General features: G+C 46.9%; 19 protein-coding genes and 1 pseudogene. 3 read left to right on the forward strand and 17 right to left on the reverse strand.

Going from position 1 to position 24,442, the window contains the following annotated elements:
• Nucleotides 1-76: 76 nt before the first annotated feature.
• From MJ770_RS07460 to MJ770_RS07480, 5 genes are all read right to left on the reverse strand, one after another.
• The gene (locus tag MJ770_RS07460) at nucleotides 77-1,183 is read right to left on the reverse strand and encodes a hypothetical protein (protein WP_239250985.1); all 1,107 of its coding nucleotides are present in this window, start codon (nucleotides 1,181-1,183) and stop codon (nucleotides 77-79) included.
• Nucleotides 1,164-3,005 carry a carbamoyltransferase family protein gene (locus tag MJ770_RS07465; protein WP_239250986.1) on the reverse strand — a complete coding sequence of 614 codons (1,842 nt, stop codon included), beginning with the start codon at nucleotides 3,003-3,005 and terminating at the stop codon, nucleotides 1,164-1,166. Before MJ770_RS07465 ends, MJ770_RS07460 begins: the two co-directional genes overlap by 20 nt.
• A 7-nt stretch (nucleotides 3,006-3,012) precedes the next feature.
• On the reverse strand, nucleotides 3,013-3,162 hold the full coding sequence (locus MJ770_RS07470) for a DUF5989 family protein (protein ID WP_239235295.1): 150 nt from the start codon (nucleotides 3,160-3,162) through the stop codon (nucleotides 3,013-3,015).
• A 9-nt stretch (nucleotides 3,163-3,171) separates the two neighbouring features.
• Nucleotides 3,172-3,567: an SxtJ family membrane protein gene (locus tag MJ770_RS07475; RefSeq protein WP_239250987.1), complete on the reverse strand. Its 396-nt coding sequence runs from the start codon at nucleotides 3,565-3,567 to the stop codon at nucleotides 3,172-3,174.
• A 70-nt stretch (nucleotides 3,568-3,637) separates the two neighbouring features.
• The gene (locus MJ770_RS07480; protein WP_239250988.1) at nucleotides 3,638-4,399 is read right to left on the reverse strand and encodes a thymidylate kinase; all 762 of its coding nucleotides are present in this window, start codon (nucleotides 4,397-4,399) and stop codon (nucleotides 3,638-3,640) included.
• Nucleotides 4,400-5,537: 1,138 nt separating this feature from the next.
• Here MJ770_RS07480 and MJ770_RS07485 point away from each other — a divergent pair.
• On the forward strand, nucleotides 5,538-6,542 hold the full coding sequence (locus tag MJ770_RS07485; RefSeq protein WP_239250989.1) for a class 1 fructose-bisphosphatase: 1,005 nt from the start codon (nucleotides 5,538-5,540) through the stop codon (nucleotides 6,540-6,542).
• A gap of 226 nt (nucleotides 6,543-6,768) precedes the next feature.
• On the opposite strand, the gene ubiB is transcribed toward MJ770_RS07485, so the two are convergent.
• From ubiB to MJ770_RS07515, 6 genes are all read right to left on the reverse strand, one after another.
• Nucleotides 6,769-8,286 carry a ubiquinone biosynthesis regulatory protein kinase UbiB gene (gene ubiB / locus MJ770_RS07490; protein WP_239250990.1) on the reverse strand — a complete coding sequence of 506 codons (1,518 nt, stop codon included), beginning with the start codon at nucleotides 8,284-8,286 and terminating at the stop codon, nucleotides 6,769-6,771.
• A 202-nt stretch (nucleotides 8,287-8,488) separates the two neighbouring features.
• Nucleotides 8,489-9,115 (reverse strand): ubiquinone biosynthesis accessory factor UbiJ, encoded by a 627-nt coding sequence (locus tag MJ770_RS07495; protein WP_239250991.1) that lies wholly within the window; start codon nucleotides 9,113-9,115, stop codon nucleotides 8,489-8,491.
• Nucleotides 9,116-9,551: 436 nt separating this feature from the next.
• Complete coding sequence (gene ubiE, locus MJ770_RS07500; protein WP_239250992.1) at nucleotides 9,552-10,286, reverse strand: bifunctional demethylmenaquinone methyltransferase/2-methoxy-6-polyprenyl-1,4-benzoquinol methylase UbiE; 735 nt, start codon at nucleotides 10,284-10,286, stop codon at nucleotides 9,552-9,554.
• Between the two features lies 1 nt (nucleotide 10,287).
• Nucleotides 10,288-10,677 carry a gamma-butyrobetaine hydroxylase-like domain-containing protein gene (locus MJ770_RS07505; protein ID WP_239250993.1) on the reverse strand — a complete coding sequence of 130 codons (390 nt, stop codon included), beginning with the start codon at nucleotides 10,675-10,677 and terminating at the stop codon, nucleotides 10,288-10,290.
• A 163-nt stretch (nucleotides 10,678-10,840) separates the two neighbouring features.
• Nucleotides 10,841-11,410: a BON domain-containing protein gene (locus MJ770_RS07510; protein WP_239250994.1), complete on the reverse strand. Its 570-nt coding sequence runs from the start codon at nucleotides 11,408-11,410 to the stop codon at nucleotides 10,841-10,843.
• 102 nt (nucleotides 11,411-11,512) lie between these two features.
• Nucleotides 11,513-11,857 carry a YraN family protein gene (locus tag MJ770_RS07515; RefSeq protein WP_239250995.1) on the reverse strand — a complete coding sequence of 115 codons (345 nt, stop codon included), beginning with the start codon at nucleotides 11,855-11,857 and terminating at the stop codon, nucleotides 11,513-11,515.
• Between the two features lie 214 nt (nucleotides 11,858-12,071).
• On the opposite strand from MJ770_RS07515, the gene rsmI reads away from it, so the two are divergent.
• Both rsmI and pyrC read left to right on the forward strand, forming a co-directional pair.
• Complete coding sequence (gene rsmI, locus MJ770_RS07520) at nucleotides 12,072-12,938, forward strand: 16S rRNA (cytidine(1402)-2'-O)-methyltransferase (protein ID WP_239250996.1); 867 nt, start codon at nucleotides 12,072-12,074, stop codon at nucleotides 12,936-12,938.
• A gap of 43 nt (nucleotides 12,939-12,981) precedes the next feature.
• On the forward strand, nucleotides 12,982-14,016 hold the full coding sequence (gene pyrC, locus MJ770_RS07525; RefSeq protein WP_239250997.1) for a dihydroorotase: 1,035 nt from the start codon (nucleotides 12,982-12,984) through the stop codon (nucleotides 14,014-14,016).
• Between the two features lie 171 nt (nucleotides 14,017-14,187).
• On the opposite strand, the gene glmS is transcribed toward pyrC, so the two are convergent.
• From glmS to MJ770_RS07555, 6 genes and pseudogenes are all read right to left on the reverse strand, one after another.
• Complete coding sequence (glmS, locus tag MJ770_RS07530) at nucleotides 14,188-16,014, reverse strand: glutamine--fructose-6-phosphate transaminase (isomerizing) (RefSeq protein ID WP_239250998.1); 1,827 nt, start codon at nucleotides 16,012-16,014, stop codon at nucleotides 14,188-14,190.
• Between the two features lie 1,602 nt (nucleotides 16,015-17,616).
• A pseudogene (locus MJ770_RS07535) lies at nucleotides 17,617-17,780 on the reverse strand (IS481 family transposase); the annotation flags it as partial.
• Between the two features lie 153 nt (nucleotides 17,781-17,933).
• Complete coding sequence (locus tag MJ770_RS07540) at nucleotides 17,934-18,596, reverse strand: hypothetical protein (RefSeq protein WP_239250999.1); 663 nt, start codon at nucleotides 18,594-18,596, stop codon at nucleotides 17,934-17,936.
• 205 nt (nucleotides 18,597-18,801) lie between these two features.
• Nucleotides 18,802-21,339, reverse strand: coding sequence for a [protein-PII] uridylyltransferase (locus MJ770_RS07545; protein ID WP_239251000.1), 2,538 nt, complete (start codon nucleotides 21,337-21,339; stop codon nucleotides 18,802-18,804).
• Between the two features lie 7 nt (nucleotides 21,340-21,346).
• Entirely contained in the window at nucleotides 21,347-22,138 is a 792-nt protein-coding gene (gene map / locus MJ770_RS07550; protein WP_239251001.1) for a type I methionyl aminopeptidase, read from the reverse strand.
• A gap of 313 nt (nucleotides 22,139-22,451) precedes the next feature.
• On the reverse strand, nucleotides 22,452-23,846 hold the full coding sequence (locus tag MJ770_RS07555; RefSeq protein WP_239251002.1) for a DEAD/DEAH box helicase: 1,395 nt from the start codon (nucleotides 23,844-23,846) through the stop codon (nucleotides 22,452-22,454).
• Nucleotides 23,847-24,442: the final 596 nt, after the last annotated feature.

Here is a 24,442-nt window from a genome sequence, read left to right on the forward strand (position 1 = left end):
GCTACCAATTTTCTTATGAGGGCTGGTGTAGCAGGTTGTGCGCTACCCAGGCTTGGCTTCTGCTGCAGAGTATCACTCAATTGCTTTTGTAGATTTTTAAAAAATCAGTAGCGATTATCTGATTTCCGTTTTCATTGAAATGCATGTCACCGTGAAAAAAATTGTTATTAATGACCTCTTTTTTGCTGGTTGACCTAGTCAAGTCAAAGAACGTTGGAAATGAGTTATAAAAATTCGTGCACTTGTCGATACAAAAGTTTCTCCATATTTTTACCTGATTGGATTCTTCAGTATCGTAAAGAATCTGGCTAGGCCAAGGATAAACACCAATCGAAAGCTTAATGTTATTTGTTTTGCATAAGTCGTATAGTTTTTGCATTATTGCAATTGATTTATCGATGGAACCCTTGACACCCAGCTCCCCGTATCCCTCATTACTGTCATCGAATGTCCAGGCAGCTCTTCTAAAATCACGTTGATAAACTGCGTCAGTTAAATCCAGATGATCTACATGGTAATCATGATGCAAAATTCCGAAAGCGGATATTGAACTATCTCGTAATCCTTTAAGGCCAAAATTCAATAATGGAAACAATTTTCGGTTACCTGTGCTCCCAATTGTATTCACAACCTTGCCGTCGACGATAGCATAGTTAGCCTCATCCGCAATGTCGCTAATGTCAATATATACAACAACTTCATTGAATGTGTATCCGTTTTTAAGAAATTCTTTCAATTTCAGGTAATAAATGCTTGGCGAATATGATGCAGCACCAAGATTTGCAATTTTTTTCCCGGGCAATTTTTCCGCAATTAACCCAACAAAAGTCTTCTCATATGGCAAACCAAGACCTTCCGTAAAGCTGTCGCCTAGAAATCCGATGTCGATTTTTTTATGGTCACTGACTTCCCCACATTTAGATTTTAAGCCGTCTGAATTGGTGCAGAATCTGTATTCTGATTGGTTTCGACCTAAGCCGTCATAATTTGCAGAAAGGGTATGGTGGTATACAGGATGGCGAATTTTTATACCCCTCTCTGCATTATTTCTGGTGCTAATCGGAGCTTGTTTAAGAATTGCATAGCCCAGAAAATAATCAATCAACAAAAGAAGAATGATACTCACCACCAAAACAATGAGACTTTCTTTAGCTGCTCTTGATCTAATCCAACTCATACGCATTTTTGTAATCCTTTATCAAAGACATGTCCTGATTTTGCTTTTCAAGAATACAATTCCCCACAGCCAAAAATTCAATGCCTGTTCCCATTAAACAATTAAAGGCATCTTCGGGTGTGCAAACGATAGGCTCTCCCCTGACGTTGAAAGAGGTGTTCACTATGACCGGACAGCCGGTCAATTCCTTAAATTTTGAAATCAAGGCATGATATTTTGGATTAGTTTCTTTGTGAACTGTTTGAATTCTTGCTGAGTAATCAACGTGAGTGATGGCCGGAATTTTTGAGCGTGGTACATTGAGCTTATCGATACCAAACAGTTTTCTCTGTTCCTCAGTCATTTCCAGCTGCTTCTCTTTGGCCACTTCTGCCACTAACAACATGTAGGGGCTATCTTTGTCGAGCTGGAACCATTCAGCAACATTTTCTCTCAATACGCTTGGCGCAAAGGGACGGAAAGATTCTCTGTATTTGACTTTAAGGTTTAATTGTTTCTGTACCAAAGGTGAGCGAGGGTCGGCAATAATTGAACGTCCTCCCAGCGACCGAGGCCCAAACTCCATCCTGCCTTGATGCCAGCCCACTGCCTTACCATCCGCCAAAGCTTGAGCAGTCAAATTAATTAACGCAGTGTCACTGACAGTTTCAAACTTTGCACCGGCAGCAGTTAACCGCTGCTCAATGTCAGTCTGGCTGAATTCCGGACCAAGATAAGCGCCCTTCATACTATCCTGAGCATCAACCTTTCGCGGTTGATTAAGCATTAGATAATGAGCTGCTAATGCCGCACCAACCGCGCCACCTGCATCGCCAGCGGCTGGCTGTATCCAGATATTGTCAAAGATGTTTTCTCCAAGAAGCTTGCCGTTCGCCACACAGTTCAGCGCGACCCCACCGGCAAGGCACAAATTCTTTAATCCAGTTGATTGCTTAATGCCACGCGCTAGCTTGATGACAATTTCCTCCGTGACTACTTGAATTGAAGCAGCAATGTCCATCTCTCGCTGGGTTAAGTCAGATTCAGATTTTCTGGGGGGCGCGCCAAATAATTTGTCAAATCTATCGTTAGTCATCGTTAGACCGATGCAATAGTTGAAGTAGCTCATATCCAAATGGAAAGAGCCATCTTCTTTGATATCAATCAGATTGTCTTTGATGAGGTTGGCGAATCTGGGTTCGCCATAAGGTGCTAACCCCATTACTTTGTACTCGCCAGAATTAACCTTGAATCCAGTGTAATAAGTGATGGCGGAATAAAGCAGTCCTAGAGAATGAGGGAAGTGAATTTCCTTTTTTACGGTAAGTGTATTACCACGACCAATAGCCAATGATGTGGTTGCCCACTCGCCCACACCATCCATCGTCAGGACTGCAGCTTCTTCAAACGGAGATGGGAAAAACGCTGATGCAGCATGACTTAAGTGATGTTCAGAAAACAAAAGCCTTTTTGACCAATCTATTTCATTCTTATTTCCACAATACTCTTTTAGCGCATTCAGAATTACAGACTTTTGAAATAGCTTATCTTTTACCCATACAGGTAACGATGTTGCGAAGCTTGTGAAACCCTTGGGTGCAAAGGCTAAATAAGTTTCAAATATACGCTCAAACTTCAGGAAAGGTTTATCGTAAAAAACAACATAATCGATCTCACCTGCCGACAATTTTGCTTCATTCAGGCAGTATTTAATAGCATTAACAGGGAATACAGAATCATGTTTTTTTCTTGTAAATCGTTCTTCTTGAGCTGCACCGATAATTTCCCCAGCAACCAATATGCAGGCTGCAGCATCATGGTAGTAAGCCGATATTCCTAAAATGTTCATCGCTCAATTAAAACAAGGTATAAATAAATGGAGCCAGGACGGAACCTTGTCCTAAAACGAGTAAACCACCCAATAAAATGATAACGAGAATGATCGGAGCAAGCCAAAGTTTTTTGCGCTTACGTAAAAAAATGAACATCTCTTTTAGAAAGCTCATGTCGCCACCTTAAAATTGATTTTTAAACGATTCACTATCAGTATTAGTATCAATTGGTTTAATCCAGTATGTTTTTGAATTTGATTTGCGAAGCTTTAATTCATCACGACCAAATAACCTTGAAATCACCGCAACTGGTGTTAAAAGTCCGAAAAAAATAATGCCTAATACGATCGGGCTTACTACTTTGCCTAATGTATGCCCCAACAAAAACCACGCTCTGTTTAAGGGCGTTAGGAGAGACCAGTCTAGAAAACTTGCGGCCAAAAAAAACAAGCTCATGAGAGTGAAAGAAATTACCGCTATGGTATAGCCATGCATAATGTAGACATACAGGGCTAAAACAAAAAATACGCCTGTAAATAATAAGCCGAACTTTTTATTGGAAGGAAGTTGAGTGTTCATGTGCAACGAATTTAATTTGTTAAACTATTGGTTAAGCTAAGCGGGAGTTATGCATCACATTGATTGAAAATCAGACTCCTGCTCGGCGGGCTGGCGGCACAAAATCATGGGTTTGGGACGTGTAGCCTCGTTCGGTGAGTGTGTGGGTCACTGCAGTCTTGGCAGCCGCCAATACTTCATCCAATGGCAAAGTCGCGTCCACATCGACAATTGGCGCACCGTTGAACTTCAGCAACGGTATAGCGGCCACCTTGTCGCGCAGTAATTCGCGGCGGTGATCGGGTTTGCGTGCACACGCTGTATCCAGGTCAACATTGAGGCGGATCACGAGATCAGGGCGAAAGCTGGTCATCCACTCATAGGCAGCCAGCTCGCGTCGTGCCAGCCACCGCACCACCGCACTGCCCGAAGCCGTGGCAGACAAATCTGTGCTGTCGGAAGCGCCAAGCAGATCCAGTTGCGGGTAGCGGTCGGTCACGATGATCAGGCCCTTTCGTCGTAACGCGAGCATGTTCTGGAATCTGCGCAGTCGCCGTAGCAAAAAAGCCATGAGCACCAGTGCGACAAAAAAGCCGGGAGCTTTCTTTCCAGCTCGCTGCGTGCGGGTCTTATCGGTCTTGCGCACGATTAAGCGATCCAGCCATGGTCCGATTAGTGGCCATCGAGCCACAGCACGGCCGATATTGCCTGACTGCTTGCCCAAGTGAGCCGTTTCCGCTGGACCGTAGCTGCTAACCCAAGCCAGAATTTCCTCGCTCACAGTTGACTTACCCGACCCATCGCAACCGATGACGGCAATTAGTGGGGCCAATTCTTTACGGTCAATCGGCATAATAAAATTTTATTGAAGGTCACAAAAATTGGTGCCCGGCCGTACGAAAAAAAATAATCGCCTGGCTAATGACAATTACGCTGATCTGAGAATCACGGTGAGCCTTGGATAGACACTCATGATTACACTCAAGGGTACCTCTGAGGATCCAATCTTCGTCACAATGCCGCGTTACTCGAAAAAATGATCACTTATATATTAAATATATACTGCGTTCAATTTTTGATTTGCGTCTTGTTTCGCTTAGAAAATTGAATTTTTAGAGGTGCCCTTAAGTTCCTGCCGGTAAATTTTGTTCATTGAAATGGGCATCAGGATACAGAAATTTGTAACCGACCCGACTTTCATGAGGCAGGCTGTTAAGGTGCCCAAGCCGTCTCGCATTCTAGTGCAGCATCGTGTTGGCATCAAGATTGATCATAAATAATCCTGAAGGTTACATAAACCTTGTTTTACTAGAACTCAACATTCGCCATTCAACAACAGAAAAGTGGCTGTTTGTTATACAAAAAAACAAAACTAACTCTCCGGTCCGTGCAGCGATAACAAAGGTAAGCAGTCGGACGGTGACATAATGAAATCCAGCGCATCGTGGAAGCAGTTCGTGGAATTGGTTACTTACTGCATGTGTGCGGCCTGATCTGGATTAGGTCGCCTACACGGATGAATGTCGCACAAAGATTGATATGGTGTTAGAAAAAACTGCCTGCAAACGTGTTTCTTCTTGTGGTGGGAGATGTATGGCCGCTATGGCGTATTCTCAGTTGAAAAAATGCTACCAATTATTGGAACGGGGACATGGGAGAAGCCCACCATCCTCGACAAGCCTGCCGGAAAGTATGGCAAAATGGTCAAATAAGATGCCTATAGTTTATTGAGATGATTGCAAAAATCATGAGGCTACTGTAAGGCTCTTCGCCAAAATACCTTGGTGCCATGTACCAGTAATGGTGGAGAGCGTGATTTGAGAATGCGCCAAGTCGATAAAAAGGTTTCCGGATATTTCCGTTCTGAAGTTTATGCTCACGTATTTTGTTGTAAAGGCAAAGCCAAGTGTCATACAGACGTGGAGAGGGAATGCAAAAACCTGTAAAATCCTGATTTTCAAAAATTCTATTAATTAATGTAAGGAAAATACATGAGTAAAAACCTGGTGCAATTCATTATCGAAGAACAAAGGCAATTACCGAGTGCAACCGGTGACTTCACTGGGCTGATCAGTGACATCATTACGGCCTGCAAACAAATTGCTCATAGTGTTAACAAAGGTGCATTGACTGGTGTGCTGGGGAGCGCAGGTAGTGAAAACATTCAAGGTGAAACTCAGAAGAAGCTGGATGTAATAACCAATGACATTTTTATCGAAGCAAACCAATGGAACGGTCATCTTGCCGCTATGGCATCTGAAGAAATGGATGATATCTATCCAATTCCTGCGCAATATCCAAAAGGTAAGTACTTGCTGACATTTGATCCGTTGGATGGCTCGTCCAATATTGACGTAAATATCTCAGTTGGTACGATTTTCTCGATTCTTCGTTGTCCAGAAGGCGTGACCAACCCAACTGCAGCGGATTTCTTGCAGCCGGGCACCAAGCAGGTCTGCGCTGGTTATGCACTATATGGCCCCTCCACGATGTTAGTACTCACCACCGGAGATGGTGTAAATGGCTTCACACTGAACAACGACATTGGGGAGTTCCTGTTGACCCATCCTAATATGACCATTCCGGTTGATACACAGGAATTCGCCATAAATATGTCCAATCAGCGTTTCTGGGAAGCCCCAGTGCAACGCTATGTGGATGAATGCGTAAAGGGTAAAACGCCAGGGGGACGGGAAAAGAACTTCAATATGCGCTGGGTTGCTTCGATGGTTGCAGAAGTGCATCGTATTCTGATACGCGGCGGTATCTTTATGTATCCATTTGACAACAAGGAGGTGGGCAAGGCAGGCAAGTTACGTTTGCTATATGAAGCCAATCCAATGTCTTTCATCGTGGAACAAGCCGGAGGGGTTTGCTCCACGGGTCGCGAACGTATCATGGAGCTCAAGCCCGAGGGGTTGCACCAACGTGTACCGGTGATTCTTGGATCGAAAAATGAAGTAGAGCGTGTGACGGGGTATCACAAAGAGGCGTGACACAATGAGTGTATACCGCTAACTTACGATCAAAACCAACCGGGCGTGGGACAGTTCGATTGGTTTTGAAGCCAGTTTTTTCAAACTGGCAGGACGATTCAGGTTGAAGCAGTCAGCACATCCACATTTCGAAGCGCTACACAAGTTAACTTTGGTAATCTCTGAAAAATTCCATTGAGAGGTGCCCTAAGTTAACTGATAGCTGCTATATCAAAAAATACTTTACCTAACCGCGCACAAAATAAAAAACAATAAACCCGAACAAAATTAACGCGACTAATGTGATCAGTCGGCTTATTTGTTTTTGCTGGGACACTAATTCTCGCAATACGCCTGCAATTTGCAATTCGGACTTTTCATTCAGGCTCTGGTGCAGCAGGCGCGGTAGTTGCGGCAATAGAATGGCGTAGTGTGGCGCCTCTATTTTTAGCGCATTAATAAAACCACGCCAGCCAATTTGCTCGCTCATCCAGCGTTCCAGCCAAGGTTTGGCAGTCTTCCACAGGTCCAGTTCGGGATCGAGTTGCAGGCCCAGTCCCTCGATATTAAGCAAGGTTTTTTGAAGTAGCACGAGTTGTGGCTGGACTTCGATGCCGAATTGGCGCGAGGTCTGGAATAGGCGCAGCAACACACGACCAAAAGAAACTTCACGCAAGGGTCGGTCAAATATTGGCTCGCACACAGCTCGAATGGCTGCTTCCAGCTCATCTACACGGGTATCGGCAGGTGCCCAACCGGACTCTATATGTGCTTCTGCCACGCGTTTATAGTCGCGTCGAAAGAAAGCAATGAAGTTCTGTGCGAGATAATGTTTGTCGGAATCTGTCAGCGTGCCCATGATACCGAAATCCAGTGCAATGTAGCGGCCATCCGCTGCCACCTGCACATTACCTGGGTGCATGTCAGCATGAAAAAATCCATCGCGAAATACTTGGGTGTAGAAAATTTCCACGCCATTGGCCGCAAGCGTAGGGAGGTCAATGCCGGCCGCATGCAGTACGTCCACATTATTGACGGGAAGGCCATTCATACGTTCCATCACCATTACTTCATCTGTACACCAGTCCCAAAAAACTTCTGGGACTAGCAACAGTTTTGAATTTGCAAAATTGCGTTTTAATTGGCTGGCGCTAGAGGCTTCGCGCATCAGGTCGAGTTCGTTGCGCAGATGTTTTTCGAACTCCTCTACCACTTTGCATGGCTTGAGCCGCTTGCCGTCTTCCCACCATCGTTCAGTTAAGCTAGCGCAGATCTCAAGTAATGCGATGTCGTGCTCGATGATACGTGCGATGCCGGGACGCAGAATTTTTATTGCGACTTCGCGTCCATTCGGCAGCACGGCAAAATGTACTTGAGCCACCGAGGCACTAGCTATAGGGTTTTCCTCAAAGCTGTTGAATACGTCATAAAGTTTTTTATTGTAGGTGGCCTCCAGTAAAGCCACAGCTTGTGCAGAAGGAAAGGGTGGTACCTGGTCTTGCAGTTTTGCAAGTTCGTCGGCGAGATCGACAGGAATCAGGTCGCGGCGAGTGGAAAGCATTTGACCGAACTTTACGAAGATCGGCCCCAGGTTTTCCAATGCATGGCGCAGTCTCACGGCGCGCGGTTTAGAGGTGTCACGTGCGAATAGCAGCAGATTGATTGGCACCAGCAGCCAGCGTGTGCGTGAATGTGCAAGTAAAAATTCGTCCAGGCCGAAGCGCAGCACGACAAAAATTATTTTTAGCAGGCGTAGCAGGCGCATGAAAGTTTCACGAAGATTTGATTAATCTGCAGTCCGAGCGAAGTGTTCGGTCGCACCCTTAAAGTTGTGCTCGCTACTTGATTTTATTTCGGCCAAAAGCTCATTAACCCAGCCTTTGAATACCTGGAAAGAAAATTAGCTTAGTGACTTTCAAGAAACAGTTAAATAGTTCGCGGCATATTATAGAGGCTAGCAAGAATTTTCAGGAATTAGATAATCGATTGACACGTTGTTCAAGCCGCGCTAAATCGTCGCGCAGCTTGTCTGTCTGCTGCACGAAGTTCGCTATATGAGTGAATTTAGCAATCAGTGGGAATTCTTCCGTCCAATATTCTGCCAGCACTTGTGTCAAGTTAAGTGTAGCATCCTGAATAGATTGCTGGCCAGCCTTAGCGCATTGTACGATACGTTCAGCAGCGATATCGCCAGTCACCTGACTTAAGTCTTCTGCAGCATCCCAGTGCAGATGACGGCTAAGATAAAAAATTTCGGCGAGTAGCGCGGTATCGCCACAACTTTCAATTTGCGCAGAAGCCGTTTCATCACATACGGCCAGACGCGGCAGTAATGAAGGCGGAATGGTGCAGCTCGCATCGGCATTTACATCGGGCTCAGCGGCGCACAATGTGCCGTCATTTTGAATTGTATATGTAAAAACAAACGGCGCGATGGTGAAACGCGCTGTCTTGCCTGCATGGATTGCCAACCGCTGCAATGCCCAGCAATTTTGGATCAGCAAGTGGTTAAGGGCAGAAGTGGTCGGCTGAAACATCATGTTTAAGCTATTTTCTGGATTACGGATAGTAACCAGACGACCTTTCCAACGCACAGGTTATTCTGCAAACGCTCAATTTCATTGAAACTCTCCAGCGTCTCTTTATTCTCGCGCAATCGGTCATTCATACGCACTCTGGTATAGCATTGTCACCTTCATCGACTACCTCGAAAACAAGAGTATTGATTGTCATCACATCTGTTTTTTGGATTTATCGCCACGTTCCTGTTACTACAATGAAATTTCAGCGAATATTTACAGTGAGTGTATTCACGAATGTCATTGAAATTCTTACGACACACTCAAAAGTATAACACTACATACTTAGCGTATATGCAAAATCATCAGGTTGCATTATGCAAATCAGGTTTTTTATGTCCTAAAAAATTTATATGTTGAATCATTAAGTTAAATTGATAAGCTTGCATAGGGCAAGTTATATATTAAGAGTGTTTGGAGCGTTTTGCAGGAAATTTGGATGCAATCCATGCTAAATTTTATAACCCTTGTGCAGCGCTACAATTCCAGCGTTAAGGTTAAAATATTCAACACGAGAGAGTCCTGCTTCTTCCATCATGCGCTTAAGCTCATCCTGTGAGGGGTGCATGCGGATAGATTCTGCCAGGTAGCGGTAACTGTCAGCATCCTTGGCAATCACTTCGCCCAATTTGGGTAGCAATTTGAACGAGTAAGCATCATACATAGGCTCCAGCGGTTTCCACACCTTGGAAAACTCAAGCACCAGCAAGCGACCACCGGGCTTAAGCACTCGCTGCATTTCACGTAGCGCAACATCTTTGTGAGTGACATTGCGCAGGCCGAAAGCAATGCTGACACAGTTGAAATAATTAGACGGAAATGGCAAATTTTCTGCATCACACTGTACGGCTGGTGTGTTTAGTCCATCGTCAATCAAGCGGTCGCGGCCGACGCGCAACATAGCGTTGTTAATGTCGGTGAGCCAAACTTGCCCGCTGCTGCCAACACGTTTGGCAAACTGACTGGAAAGGTCACCAGATCCACCCGCAACATCGAGTACTCGCTCTCCCTCTCGTACGCCGCTGATCTGGATGGCGAAGCGTTTCCATATCCGGTGCAGGCCAACTGACATGAGGTCATTCATCACATCATATTTGCTGGCGACGGATGTGAATACTTTCGCGACACGCTCGGCTTTTTCAGTTTCCGCGATAGTCGTGAAACCGAAATGGGTTGATTTGTTCATTTTATTTTCCGGATTTATCGAGTGCGTCGTCGGGGTGATGCGGAACACGGCTTTCTCCCGCTTCTGCCAATTTGCATAAATATTCGTTCCACAAAGCATCCTGATATTTTCCGAGTTCATTCAAGTAATCCCAGGAATAAAGACCGGTATTGTGGCCATCATCGAAAGTCACTTTGATGGCGTAGCTACCTACGGGTTGGATGTCAGTCACGTTCACATTCTGCTTGCCGACCTGCAGTACCGCCTGACTCGGGCCGTGCCCACGTACTGCGGCAGAAGGCGAATGTACGCGCAGAAACTCATAAGGCAAACGATAGCGTGAACCGTTATCGAAGGCTATTTCCAGCAGCTTTGATTGCTGATGCAGGGTAATTTCGGAGGGATTAAGCATGATTCTTAAAAAAGGGCGCACATAATTTTGTTAAGGCAACGTAATCATAAAAAGTTGGGGCGGCAATAGGAACGTTGAGTTCCATGCCGTCTTGGCATTTATAGCACATAGCTTCCGCTTAGAATTTTTTTGTTTAAAGTTTGGCTTGCCAAGCAAGCGGTACTTAATCGAGGTACTCAAATACCTTTACGACACGCTCCACGCCGCGCGAACTGCTGGCGATATTTGCGGCGGCTTCAGCTTCCTTGTGATAGACCATGCCCATCAGGAATACTGAGCTGTTTTCAGTAATTACTTTTATATGTTCAGGCTGAAATCCTTGCCGGTTGTTAAGGAAGCGCAGCTTAATGTTACTAGTAATAATGCCGTCATTGCTACGCCAGGATAAATTAGTGAGTGGGGATACCTGCAGTTCGTTAGTAACCGCTTTTACATTCATCAAATTTAAAACTATTTTTTCAATATCAGTTTTAAATGATTTGTTAGGCACTTGGCCAGTAATGAGCACGCGGCGATTGAAGCTCGTGACATTCACATATACGGTGTCTTTATATTGGGCCTTTATGTGATTGAGTGCCTTGTTCTCGATGGTTTGATCTTCGAGGATAATGCCGGCAGTACGGCGATCTGATACCACTAGCGCACCCGTGCCGACACCCGCAGCAATTATCGGAAAGCACCCTTGTATCGAGCCTAGCATGATAGCCAGTAGCAGGTAATTTAAATAACGCATGTTCCCCTCTCACTAATATGTCGTTGAAGCGCTGGCAGGCTCTGCTGATCAAAGTTCATTGTTCTAATAATCCGTTGCGATGAATTCGAATGTTACCCGAAATCAGGTGGTAAAAGCATGCTTGATCCATTCCAGTCGGGTGCTATCTAGCGCATCAAGCAGCAGCGCATCAAAACGGCAAGGTGGAGTACGGCTCAATGTCGCGAGGTAATGTTGAGCGGTGCGTATTAGTCGAGCCTGCTTGGACGCATTAATGCTAGCTGCAGCGCCGCCGAAATCACCTCGGCTGCGCAAACGCACCTCGGCAAAAACCAGCATGTCGCCATCTTGCAGAATCAGGTCGATTTCGCCATAACGGCAGCTATAATTTTTTTGCAGCAACTTGAGGCCATGGCGTTGAAGAAACTGTGCCGCCAATTGTTCGGCCTGAACTCCGCGTTTGCTCATATTTTACGGCGGTATTGATTTCTGAGTCAGATAAAATCAGTAGACCGCGAGCGCATAAAAACGTTCCATGTCTGGTTTGAATAGTGAGTTTTCATGAAAGAAAATTACTCTTGGTCCCGTTTAAAAATGGGAAGCCCTAACGTTTGGGAGTGGCACAGCCTCCTACGCTCACGTATAGTACGGCGGCTATCAAACGACAACAAGAGGATGTGCAGTGCATAGCGGTGAAAAACAAAAACTAGAGTGTGCATTATATGTGGTTGCCACCCCAATTGGGAATTTGCGAGACATCAGTTTGCGTGCATTGGATGTGCTGATATCTGTGGATATCATTGCTGCTGAAGACACACGCAATACCGCAAATCTGCTGATGCATTATTCCATTGCGGCAAATAGGTTAATGGCTTTGCACCAGCACAACGAACGGGTGGCGGCAGAAAAAGTGATCGCGCTGCTGGCCAGAAGTCAGTCGGTTGCTCTAGTATCCGATGCAGGCACGCCGGTGATAAGTGACCCCGGTGCGATATTAGTGGCAGAGGTGCGCGCTGCTGGTTACCGCGTGATCCCCATCCCTGGAGCAAACGCCGCATTGGCTGCCCTGTCTGCCGCTGGCATGCCCGCACCACACTTCCTGTTTTATGGGTTTTTGCCTAACAAATCAGCTGCACGTTGCCGTGCGTTACAAGAGCTGATCGCCTTACCTTATACCCTGATATTTTACGAAGCTCCACACCGTATTCTGGAATGTGTGTCTGACCTGCGAAGCGTTTTCGGTGGTGACCGACAAATTGTATTTGCGCGTGAAATCACTAAACTTTTCGAGAGCATTCAGCGATGCTCCCTTGCCGAGGCATTGGTTTGGCTGCATGGCGACTCCAACCGTCAACGGGGCGAATTCGTATTACTGGTTTCTGGCGCTGTAGCGCAGCAGGAAGGGTTGGATGCAGACGTCGAGCATGCATTGACAGTGTTGCTAAACGAATTACCGCTTAAGCAAGCGGTACAGCTTGCTGTGCGTATTACTGGGGCAGGGCGTAACGAACTATATCAACACGCGCTTTCACTAAAGTCCTCAGATTAACCCAGAGCTCACCTCATTTTTAGATTCGGATAAAATATCTACCATGGAACTGAAATTAACCCGCCCCGACGACTGGCATTTGCATTTGCGCGATGGTGCGTTAATGCACTCCGTGCTGCCTGATACCGCACGCCAATTTGCCCGCGCCATTGTCATGCCCAACCTCCGCCCACCGGTTACAACCACAGAGCAGGCGCAGGCCTACCGCGCGCGCATCCTCGCCGCGCTGCCTGGGAATTCGCATTTCGAACCGTTGATGACCATATATTTGACCGACAACACTACGGCGAAAGAAATTCGGTCTGCAAAGCAAAGCGGCATAGTGCATGCAGTTAAATATTATCCTGCAGGCGCTACCACCAACTCCGATTCGGGTGTCACTGACATTCGTAAAACTTATCCCGCTCTGGAAGAAATGCAGAGTTGTGGTCTACCGCTGCTTATGCATGGCGAAGTAACAGATACGACGGTGGACGTGTTCGACCGCGAGGCAGTATTCATATCGCGCATATTGCAACCGCTACTGCACGACTTACCCGATTTGCGCGTAGTATTCGAACATATCAGTACGATTAATGCTGTACAGTTTGTAAAAAGCGCGCCAGAAAACGTCGCAGCCACTATCACCGCGCATCACCTGCATTACAATCGCAATGCCATGCTCAGCGGCGGCGTCCATCCTCACTATTACTGTTTGCCAGTGCTGAAGCGAGAAACACACCGTGAAGCATTGCTTTCAGCGGCCACCAGTGGCAGCAAAAAATTCTTCCTGGGCACCGACAGTGCTCCTCATGCACAACATACTAAAGAGACCGCTTGTGGCTGCGCCGGCATTTACACCGCCCACACCGCCATCGAGCTCTATGCAGAAGTTTTCGAGCAGGTTGGGGCGCTAGATAAGCTAGAAGGTTTTGCCAGTTTTTTTGGCGCTGATTTTTATCGTCTACCTCGTAACGCTCAAAGCATTACCTTGCGTAAGCAGGAATGGCAAGTGCCTGCAACAATTGGCTTTGGGGAGCATCAGTTAGTGCCATTGAAAGCAAGTGAAATGATGAAGTGGAAGTTGGTGGGGGAGTGAGGATAGGGGTCAGGCGTCGCTCGAGCAGCCTGTCGGACTTAAAATAAATCGGCTGCAAATTGAGCTGAGCGGTGACTGTTTCTTCGCAAGGTGAATGCTTGCACAATCACCCCGCGTTCAGCAAAATTTTCGTTAAGATTCTTTAAGTCCGACAAGCTGCTAGCAGCCTCATCACTCTACTGTGACAGATTTGGCCAGGTTGCGAGGCTTGTCCACATCCGTTCCCTTTTGCAATGCCACGTAATATGCCAGCAGTTGCAATGCGATGGTGTGCAGAATGGGGCTTAAATATCCGGCGTGCTCGGGCATTTGCAATAGGTGTATGCCCTCGCTCGAATGAAAGCGCGTGCTCGCATCAGCAAATACATACAGTTCGCCACCTCGTGCGCGTACCTCTTGCAGGTTGGATTTGAGTTTTTCCAGTAATGCGTCGTTAGTGGCAACGGCGATAACCGGCATATCTTTGTCCACCAAGGCTAATGGGCCGTGCTTTAATTCACCCGCTGGGTATGCTTCGGCGTGAATGTAAGATATTTCCTTAAGCTTGAGAGCACCTTCCAGTGCGATTGGATAGTGTAGCCCGCGACCGAGGAACAGTGCATGATGTTTGTTGGCAAAGCGTTCGGCCATCAACGCAATATCGGGTTCGAGTTTTAAGACCAATTGAACCGCGCTGGGCAAATGGCGCAACGAATGTAAGTGGTGCTGTTCTCTTTCTTCACTCAACTTGCCACGCAGCTTGGCAAAAACCAGAGTAAGCAGGAACAAAGCCGCTAATTGTGTGGTAAATGCCTTGGTTGAAGCGACTCCGATTTCCGGCCCCGCACGCGTTAAGAAATGTAGCTTTGAGAGCCTTACCAGTGCACTTTCCGGTACATTGCAGATGGCAAGTGTATGTGGGTGCCCCATTGCTTTAGCGTGGTTGAGTGCAGCCAGAGTATCGGCGGTTTCACCCGATTGAGAAATGGTAACAACTAGCGCTTTGGGATTGGGCACACTTACGCGGTAGCGATATTCGCTGGCGATTTCTACGGTACATGGAATGCCGGCGATTTCTTCGAGCCAGTAGCGTGCCACTAGCCCCGCATGGTGGCTGGTGCCACAGGCAAGAATGAGGATGCTTTCAACTTGTGCGAAAGCGTCAGCGGCTTCGGCACCGAAAATGCCGGGTATCAGCAATTTGCTGTTACATACACCTTCCAGCGTATCAGTGAGCGCTTGCGGCTGCTCGTGAATTTCCTTCTGCATGTGGTGACGATATTCGCCCAGCTCCATGCTTGCGCTAGACTGTTGACTGACGTGGACTGGCCGTTCTACCAATTGACCCATGACATCAAAAATTCGGTAGCTTTGCAAGCTAATTTCGGCTACATCGCCTTCTTCCAAGTACACCACATTTTGTGTTACTGGCAGCAGAGCTGATACGTCTGACGCAATGAAATGCTCCTCAATGCCCACTCCCAGCAACAACGGGCTACCCTTGCGCGCACAAATAAGCTGGCTTGGATTGTCCGCTGCCACTACGCCAATGGCATAAGCACCCACTAATTCGGTAAGCGCAGCCTGAGTTGCAGCCAACAAGCTGTTACCGTGCGTATAGTGGTTGTTAATAAGATGAGCAATGACTTCGCTGTCAGTGTCGGACGTGAATACGGCGCCTTGCTCAGTCAGGCGTGTCCGTAACGCTTCATAGTTTTCGATAATGCCGTTATGCACCACGGCAATGAGATTGCTGCTCAAGTGCGGGTGCGCGTTACGCTCGCTGGGCACGCCGTGAGTGGCCCAGCGCGTATGTGCAATGCCGATGTAACCAATAGTAGTAGTACTTCGCGTGGTTAATTCCGCAACACGTCCGATGCTGCGGATGCGTTGTAACGCATTGTTCTCGACAACTACTAATCCAGCCGAGTCATAGCCCCGATATTCCAGACGTTGCAGCCCTTGCAATAGAATGGGAACCACATTGCGCTGCGCTATTGCACCAATTATTCCACACATGATTAATTCCGTTTTAATTTCAAGCGTTAATTGTAGCAAGAATGAGACTTGTGGCGTAAGTTGAACATGTTATAACTTCAGAGTGCATCTATAAATAGTGACGAACCACGCCAAGCTTAATTATTTAATAGTATTATCAAGATGTCACTTGAATTCCGAGTTGATTAAAATCCCAAGATATGTCGTACTGGTTTTCCCAACACGTAACGTAAATATTTTTGTTGAATTCATGTTTATTAACCGAGCAGTATTGGGTCAGCTCTTGAAATCATGCATTTTTAAGCGAAGTTTATGGAGTACTCTGCTGATAGTGGAATAATGCACCCCAAAAGCATCGGCAATTTGCTGCGATGAAATCGTCAAATAGTTAGCGGCCATTCTTTAGAAATCTTGAATGCTAAATCAGCTCTATATGACTCATAGTGGATATCCATTTGATAAGCGCAAGTACGGATAGCAGACAGGTCGTGCAATAATGCATTTAGAACAAATTTTTACTAGATTTCGGGGGGTCGGATGGAATAGTCCTAAGAGTAAGCACCTTGAGCAAGTAGACCATTGTGAAACCCGCGCCAATACTGGCTTAAGCTGTTCTTTAAATGTGCTGAAGCCCCTTTACTTATTGCCATTCTGGTCAGGAGGTCAGGGGAAAATAATATACCGTGGTAATTACGAGCGCTCCAATAAGATTGAGAAGATCCACGACGGATGATTGCTGGCATAGTTATTTTCCGAACGTAGTCCGACGAAGCGAAATGAATGGAAACCCTTGTCATGTTTAGTTCGGCATAGAATGCATTGCAGGCATGGGGCGAAGCTGGCCTGAGTTTTACATCGCAAGGGTTAATGATAATTAACTATCTGATATTAAATGATTTATATCAAAATAATTTCGTAAAAAATGACTGTTTGTCCTTGATTTGTCGCCAACTATGTCCTGGGATAACTTCGATTTCCCCTCCGTTTTTGGCTACACGGGCCGCGCCGAGTTTGCGGGTGGGGAAATATTCTCTAACTTGGGTGCATGCTGCTTTCCTTCGTGGAAGCGGTATTGGTTTGATTGATCGCCTGGCCTAGCTATTCCCGAATACCGTTACCCCAGCAGCTACATCAAACATCCCCTTCTTGATTTGCTGACAGTGTGCATATTTCAAATCCCACGGGTTTTCTTCCAAGATTGGCGGCATTGTCTGCTTGCCAACTGGGATTTAAACCCCAACGTTGATTCCAGAGATGAAAGAAGCCTAATCATTATCAAATAATGAGGGTGCCATGTGATTTTTGGAAAATGCGGGAAAAGTACAATAAAAAACCACCTTCTTCCCCCGAAGGAAGAAAGTGGTAGGGAGGTAAATCAAGGAAGCCCTCCGCTTATTGCCCGTCAGGGGAGACTTTCAAATTACAAATAACTAAGGAGAGGGATTATTTGCATTTTAAGCAAAAGCAGAGAACGGGTTTATTATATGCTAATATAAACGTTAATGCAAATGATTCGTATATGCAATACAATATAAGCAATTTCGGACGCAGTGATAGGTAACTTTGCTGCCCTGTTCCGCTCAAAATTGGGGGCTGGCAGATTACCCAATATGGAGTGTACGGAATTATATTTTTTAGGGTGGATACCCCATGACGGCGTAAACAACGGTCGAGGTTCGATCTGGAAACACTGAAATTGATGAATTAACGGGTTATCGCCAGCAAGTGATCCAGAGGTAACACAAGCATGCGAACAGCTCGGCGACGAGCAATTCCTGAATTTGAGTTGTTCGGGCGCATAGATGTACTGCGATCATCCCTTAGTCTTTCTCTAATGCCACTGTACTATGACGCCGATTTCGCAGCAACAATCGGCTAAGCACGGTTGTTACTCCGGTTCCTGGCGGTCTGTTATCGGCGTACCGCGTCGTACAGGCGAATTAATCGATCAATTCGATCGCCAGGTCGTCTGCCCACAGCGTTCCGCCATCTTCCAGCATTACGCCGACTTTTAGCGAATAGGCAGTAGGTGGGATTTTTAATTCGATGGTGTAACGTTTCCAGTCTTGCGTGCCTATCACACGGGCATTTTGCATGAAATTCCAGGTCAGGATTTTGCCGCTTCCGTCATCTGCACGAAGGATGAGCGCACCACCAGCTCCGTTGATGTTCTCGCTTTTAAGTAAGCCGGAAAGCTGAGCTGTTTTGTTGTGCCATGTGGGATGGATGATAATTGACTGTTGGAGCAAACCAAAAGGTTCAGAGCCATGGCGTCTGATTCGCGCACTACTCGGGGCCGAAAATGCATTTTCCGGATCGGCTACAAAGGTATAGGAATTACCTGAGGCATGCTCAATCGTTGCCCAAGCATTCATCTTGCCTTGGTTGTCAGGATTGAACGAACCGTTCTTTAAGCTGATTGCTGCATTGGGAGCTGCGCGTCTTGCATGGCGGCGTGCGAATTGAGATGGAAGGGCGGCAGGTACGTTAACTTGCGTCTCAGTAGATGTGACTGGTACTGGCGGATTATATGTATCATGAGGTTGGGTTGAACAGCCAGTTAGCAGGACTATAGCCCACGAATAGAATATTGAGTTTTTCATAAGTTCACGAAAATAGAGTGGTGCGTAATTATAGATTGCAGGTAATGTTCGTGTGGCTCAATATTTGAAGATAACTGAGCATTGGCTCTCATCCATAAACGTAAACACCTGCATTTTTCAGGATTGACTGCAAAAATGTATTTAAGTCCCCGCCAAAGCTCAATTCTTGACCATTTGCTTATATTAAATATTTTTTTGATATCGATTAAGAAATTCGTTTTAACAGTGCTTCGCGAAGCGCTGGAATTGATTGTGGTTGAAGTAGCGTTGCGCTGGCTATATGGAAGGTGTCTTCGGCACGTGCTCCCAGAGTATTGATCTTGGCGCTACGTATCACTATGCCTTGTCGCGCAAGCACATGCGCGATACGCGCCAGTAGGCCAGGGCGGTCTCCAGTGATAATTGAAAGTAGATAGTTTCCTTTGTTGTCTGGCGTTATATTAACTTCGGATGCAATGGGAAAATGTTTGAGTTGGCGGGATATTCTGGCAGTTTTTTGTGCGGGAGGTTCGTCGGCGGCGACTAACTTGCGTGATAATTCATACTCTATGTAATTCATGATATCGCGATATGCTGGCTTGCTATTGCTTGCATCCATTGCCAAAAAGCTATCTAGTGTGTAACCGTGGTGGGTGGTGTGGATCTTTGCTTCCATGATGTTGTAGTTTAGTCGTGCAAAAAAATCACAGATGCTCGAAAAAATATAGGGCTGATCAGGACTGTAGACCATCAATTGAATACCTTCCCCGATGGGGCTTAAACGTGTCTTGACGATGGCTGTTTGGCTATTGACTTGATGCGCCAGCAGGCGAGTGTGCCAAGCAATTTCCTGCGGTTCGTGGCGCAGAAAATATTCTGGGTCTAATTGTGCCCAAAGTGTTTCATGTACTTCAGGAGCAATCGCATACAGGCTTAGTATTTCTAATGTGCGTGTGTGAATTTCGCCGATCTGATCAGCAATCTTACCGTCAACCATATAGCGGCGAGTTGCCCAGAATAGATCTTCAAGTAACTTGCCCTTCCAAGCATTCCATATTTTTGGACTGGTGCCACGAATATCGGCCACGGTGAGCAAATACAAGGCTACTAGATATCGATCATTTTTTATTTTTGCAGCGAAGGTGGCGATCACGTCTTGGTCTGACAAATCTTGTTTTTGTGCGGTGGCGGACATCGTTAGATGCTGGGCTACCAGCCATACCACCAGGTCGGAATCTTCACTCGTCAATCCGTGTTGTTTACAGAAGCGTGCAGCATCCGCACAGCCCAGTATTGAATGGTCGCCGCCGCGACCTTTGGCGATATCGTGGAACAGCCCAGCGATATATAGCACCTCAACGCGTGCGAAATCCTTGATCAGCTTGTTACACAAAGGAGATTCATGCGCGTGTTCTGCCAAGGTTAAACGGCGCAGATTGCGCACTACCATCAGGATATGTTCGTCTACTGTATAAACATGAAATAGATCATGCTGCATTTGTCCGACGATGCGACCAAACGCAGGAAGGTAGCGGCCCAGGATGTCATTTTGATTCATGCGCCGTAGCGCATGGGTAAGGCCGTGTGGCTGGCGCAGAATAGTCATGAACAATGCCCGGTTGTGTTCATTGCGTCGGAATGCAGCATCTATCTTATAACGCGCCCGCCACAGAGCGCGCAAAGTGGGGGCGGAAAATCCGCTCAGACGTGGATATTGTTCCAGCAACAAGAAACTTTCCATAATGGCTGATGGTTCGTGTTCGAACAGGGCTTCATCACGCGCTTCGAGTAAATCATCGCGCGTTATGAATCGTTCATTCAGGGGGTGCACTGTGCTTGCTTCGGGGAACAGGTGCGTGCGCAAGTTTTGCAATAGCACGGCACTGAGTTGTAGCACCGCTTGTTTAGTACGGTAGTAACGCTGCATCAGATGTTCACTGGCACGGCGCACACCTGTAGCAGCGATGTGCATTTGTTCTGCCAGTTCGGTCTGGTAATCAAATAGCAGGCGATCTTCACGCCGGCTGGCCAAATAATGCAGGCGAATGCGCAGGTTTTGCAGCAGTTTTTCGTGACGCGCGATGATACGCGCCTCAGGCCCAGTAATCATGCCTGCATTGGCCAGCTCGCGCCAAGTGTCGCCCAAGTTGCAGGCGCGACTAATCCACAGCACGGTCTGTAAATCGCGCAGGCCACCAGGGCTTTCTTTCAGGTGGGGCTCGAGGTTGTAGTCCGCGTCGATGAGGCGTGCGTGGCGCCGCTGTTGTTCATGCAGCTTGGCAAGATAGAAAGCGCGATGATCAAGGTGTTGCGTCAGCGTGCTGACCATTTCCTCAAACAGTTGGGGGGCGCCGATAATTAAACGTGCTTCTAATAGGTTGGTCTGTACCGTAATATCGACCGATTCTTCTACACATTGAGCAACGGTACGGATACTGTGGCCAACTTCCAGGCCAATGTCCCACAGCAGGCCAACCAGTTCCTGTAAATGTTGTTGCAATGCCGGATCTGGTTCCTCCGGCAACAGAATTAGCAGATCAATGTCAGATTTGGGATATAACTCACGACGTCCATAGCCGCCTACACCTACGAGCGTTAGATCTGGCGGCATGGCGAGAAGTAGCCATGCCGCGCGTAAATGTTTGTCTACCAACTTGGCATGGGAACGCAGCAGGCTGGATGGTTGCGCGTGACGTTCATAATTCTGCTTCAGCAATAATCGTGCAGCACGCAAGCTCTGGTGAATTTCAGTGACGCTATGCACGACTTATTTAAGGTGGGGGAGAAGGGGTTCCAGCAGAAACAGTCAGCACTTCAAAACCAGATTCGGTTACCAGAATGGTATGTTCCCACTGAGCCGATAAGCTGTGATCCTTGGTCACGATGGTCCAGCCATCACTGAGTTGACTGATGCCAGCCTTGCCTGCGTTAATCATCGGTTCTATGGTGAAGATCATGCCCGCTTCTAGTTTCAAACCACTTTTAGGCTTGCCATAGTGCAACACCTGTGGCGCTTCGTGAAATCCCCTGCCGATACCGTGGCCGCAGAATTCTCGTACCACGCTAAAGCCCATCGCTTCGACGAAGCTCTGGATAGCATGCCCGATATCGCCCAAATATGCACCGGGTTTGACCACGCGGATACCTCGCCACATTGCCTCGTAAGTGGTTTCACACAGCCGTTTTGCCTGGATGGAGGTTTCGCCTACATAGAACATGCGGCTAGTATCGCCGTGATAAGCATGCTTGATGGTGGTGACGTCAATATTCAGGATGTCGCCATTCTTAAGTTTTTTTTCACCCGGCACGCCATGGCATATCTGATGATTGACTGAGGTGCAAATAGATTTTGGATAGGGCGTATGTCCTGGCGGCGCGTAATTAAGTGGCGCAGGAATACATTGTTGCTCATTCACCATGTAATCATGGCAAAGGCGGTCAATTTCGCCAGTAGTAATGCCAGCTTGTATAAAAGGGGTGATGTAATCAAGCACCTCGCTGGCCAAGCGGCCTGCGATGCGCATTTTTTCTATTTCCTGAGGAGTCTTGATACTGACGGTCATAATTGCTTAGATTTTAAGAAGTAACGTTGGCAAGCATAGTTGATAGCGGCTGTCTGCACAACAGGGTAGCTATAAAAACCAAAATATCTGAGCAATCTGCCGTACAAGTTGCCTCATTAAACAAATCTATTTCCGGCTATTGCGTTTCGAATCGTGAGTTAAGCAGCAGATGCTTGTATATTCAGTCTGTATTTGGCATTTGGTTAAACTCTGCATTGTTAGAGATGGTCACAACAGTGTGACTGCCAGCATAAACAAAAAAGGCATGCCTAGGCATGCCTTTTTTACTTTTAGCGATAAAATTGTTTAGTGCTTAGCGGTTGCCGCTGTTGTAGCCGCGACCATTCGAGAAGCTGCTTGCTGGACGACGCTCCTGCCCAGCAGGCCCCGTGTTGCCGGTGTTCCCATTACGCCGAGGTGCATTATCGCCGAAACGATTATGAGATTGGCTCTCACGGCGAGCGCCATCAGCATGAGCATGGCGTCCGTATCCGCCGGGTTTGCCACGTGTATTGGAGGGCTGTGAGCGCGGTTTGAATTTGGGTTCAAGACCGGCAACGATATGAGCAGTAATGCTCTGACCCGTATAGCGTTCGATTTTCTGCAGGTTTCCGGCATCACGGTTGGATGCAAATGATACTGCGATACCGGTAGATCCGGCGCGGCCGGTACGACCGATACGGTGCACGTAGTCTTCGGCGGCCTTGGGCAGGTCGAAATTGATTACATGAGAAATGCCTGGGACGTCGATGCCACGTGCGGCTACGTCAGTTGCCACCAAAATACGCACTTGGCCACGGCGCAGGTTAACCAAGGTGCGGTTACGTTCGCGTTGGTTCATATCGCCATGAAGCGCGGCAGCCGAATGACCCTGGGACAACAGTTTGTCAGCCAAAGCATCAGCGTCACGTTTGGTAGCTGTGAATACGAGTGCTTGATTCAAACTCGTATCATGTAGCAGGTGATCCAGCAAACGACCTTTGTGCGCCATGTCGTCCACATACATTAGGCGTTGTTCTATGTTTTCGTGGCGTGCCTGTGTAGCTGCGATGCTGATGCGTTTAGGATTCGTGAGCAGTCGTTTTGCCAGGTTGCCAATTACACCATCCAGTGTGGCAGAGAACAATAGCGTCTGGCGCGTGGCTGGAGTAGCTGCTGCGATGCGCTCCACATCATCAATGAAGCCCATGTCCAGCATGCGGTCGGCTTCATCCAGAACTAACATTTCGAGACGCGAAAAATCGATACGGCCGCGCTCGATATGATCAATCAAGCGACCCGGAGTGGCCACTAAAATATCAACTGGATTGGATAACAGCTTGTTTTGCAGAGGATAGGGCATGCCACCAAGAATGCTTACCACTTTCAGGCGCATATTCTTACCATATTTAGCGGCGGCGTCTGAAACTTGTTGTGCCAATTCTCGCGTCGGGGTCAGCACGAGCACGCGCGGCCCCTTGCTGCGAATGGCGGCAGGCTCGGACATGCGATGTAACGCGGGTAGGATGAAAGCGGCAGTTTTTCCGGTTCCAGTCTGGGCGGATGCCATCAGATCGTGGCCTGCCATAACTTCGGGAATGGCTTCGGCCTGAATGGGTGAGGGTACGGTATAGCCAGATTCTTCTACAGCACTCAGGATTAATGGGTTCAATCCCAGAGAGGCAAAGGTAGTAACTTTAATAGGTGTAGCTGTGTTATCAATAGACACGTTTGTTCCTTAATTGAATGAATAAATCAAAGCGCATGCGTGGCTAAGGCCACACATTAAAATTTAGTAGGGAGATTACAGACTCTACCAGCGCAAAACATCGTCGCTAACCGGTAAAAGCAAGACGCGTCAGAGACGCCAGAGGTCAGAAAACGATGAACCATCGTTGCAAGAATATTGCATCGAACTGTCATTATACACAGTTGAATATTATATAGCCAGAGAATAAAGTATGGCGGTGTATTGCTACCTGATTTAGGTAATCTCAGGCGCAATGAATCTGTCGAAGCTGAAGTATCATCCTACGAGCAGCACCGTCGTACACTTAATGTGATAAACAAGGTTGAACTATCCTGATAGTCCAGACGATCGCCGACAGATGGTTCATCGAGTTTGGCAATACCCACATATTGAGTAGCATTACTCGATCAAAAATTTTGTGTCCAGTAGCCTTTTCCTAGGCTTCTTGAATGCCTTTGCGAAAAAATTTCAGCCTATTATTTATGATTTAGTTCCGCAAGCGGATCTTTATAGTTTGTTTAACTGTAGTAGTTCAGACTTAATCTGACAGTAAAGTCTTGCCAAAGGGTGGGGTT

The sequence above is a fragment of the Candidatus Nitrotoga sp. M5 genome (genome assembly GCF_927904885.1).
Lineage (GTDB): Bacteria > Pseudomonadota > Gammaproteobacteria > Burkholderiales > Gallionellaceae > Nitrotoga.

Excerpts from the sequence above, each read along its gene's own strand:
- MJ770_RS07460 (WP_239250985.1), bottom strand. The coding sequence starts at position 1,183 with ATGCGTATGAGTTGGATTAGATCAAGAGCAGCTAAAGAAAGTCTCATT.
- MJ770_RS07465 (WP_239250986.1), bottom strand. The coding sequence starts at position 3,005 with ATGAACATTTTAGGAATATCGGCTTACTACCATGATGCTGCAGCCTGC.
- MJ770_RS07470 (WP_239235295.1), bottom strand. The coding sequence starts at position 3,162 with ATGAGCTTTCTAAAAGAGATGTTCATTTTTTTACGTAAGCGCAAAAAA.
- MJ770_RS07475 (WP_239250987.1), bottom strand. The coding sequence starts at position 3,567 with ATGAACACTCAACTTCCTTCCAATAAAAAGTTCGGCTTATTATTTACA.
- MJ770_RS07480 (WP_239250988.1), bottom strand. The coding sequence starts at position 4,399 with ATGCCGATTGACCGTAAAGAATTGGCCCCACTAATTGCCGTCATCGGT.
- MJ770_RS07485 (WP_239250989.1), top strand. The coding sequence starts at position 5,538 with ATGAGTAAAAACCTGGTGCAATTCATTATCGAAGAACAAAGGCAATTA.
- ubiB (WP_239250990.1), bottom strand. The coding sequence starts at position 8,286 with ATGCGCCTGCTACGCCTGCTAAAAATAATTTTTGTCGTGCTGCGCTTC.
- ubiE (WP_239250992.1), bottom strand. The coding sequence starts at position 10,286 with ATGAACAAATCAACCCATTTCGGTTTCACGACTATCGCGGAAACTGAA.
- MJ770_RS07505 (WP_239250993.1), bottom strand. The coding sequence starts at position 10,677 with ATGCTTAATCCCTCCGAAATTACCCTGCATCAGCAATCAAAGCTGCTG.
- MJ770_RS07510 (WP_239250994.1), bottom strand. The coding sequence starts at position 11,410 with ATGCGTTATTTAAATTACCTGCTACTGGCTATCATGCTAGGCTCGATA.
- MJ770_RS07515 (WP_239250995.1), bottom strand. The coding sequence starts at position 11,857 with ATGAGCAAACGCGGAGTTCAGGCCGAACAATTGGCGGCACAGTTTCTT.
- pyrC (WP_239250997.1), top strand. The coding sequence starts at position 12,982 with ATGGAACTGAAATTAACCCGCCCCGACGACTGGCATTTGCATTTGCGC.
- glmS (WP_239250998.1), bottom strand. The coding sequence starts at position 16,014 with ATGTGTGGAATAATTGGTGCAATAGCGCAGCGCAATGTGGTTCCCATT.
- MJ770_RS07540 (WP_239250999.1), bottom strand. The coding sequence starts at position 18,596 with ATGAAAAACTCAATATTCTATTCGTGGGCTATAGTCCTGCTAACTGGC.
- map (WP_239251001.1), bottom strand. The coding sequence starts at position 22,138 with ATGACCGTCAGTATCAAGACTCCTCAGGAAATAGAAAAAATGCGCATC.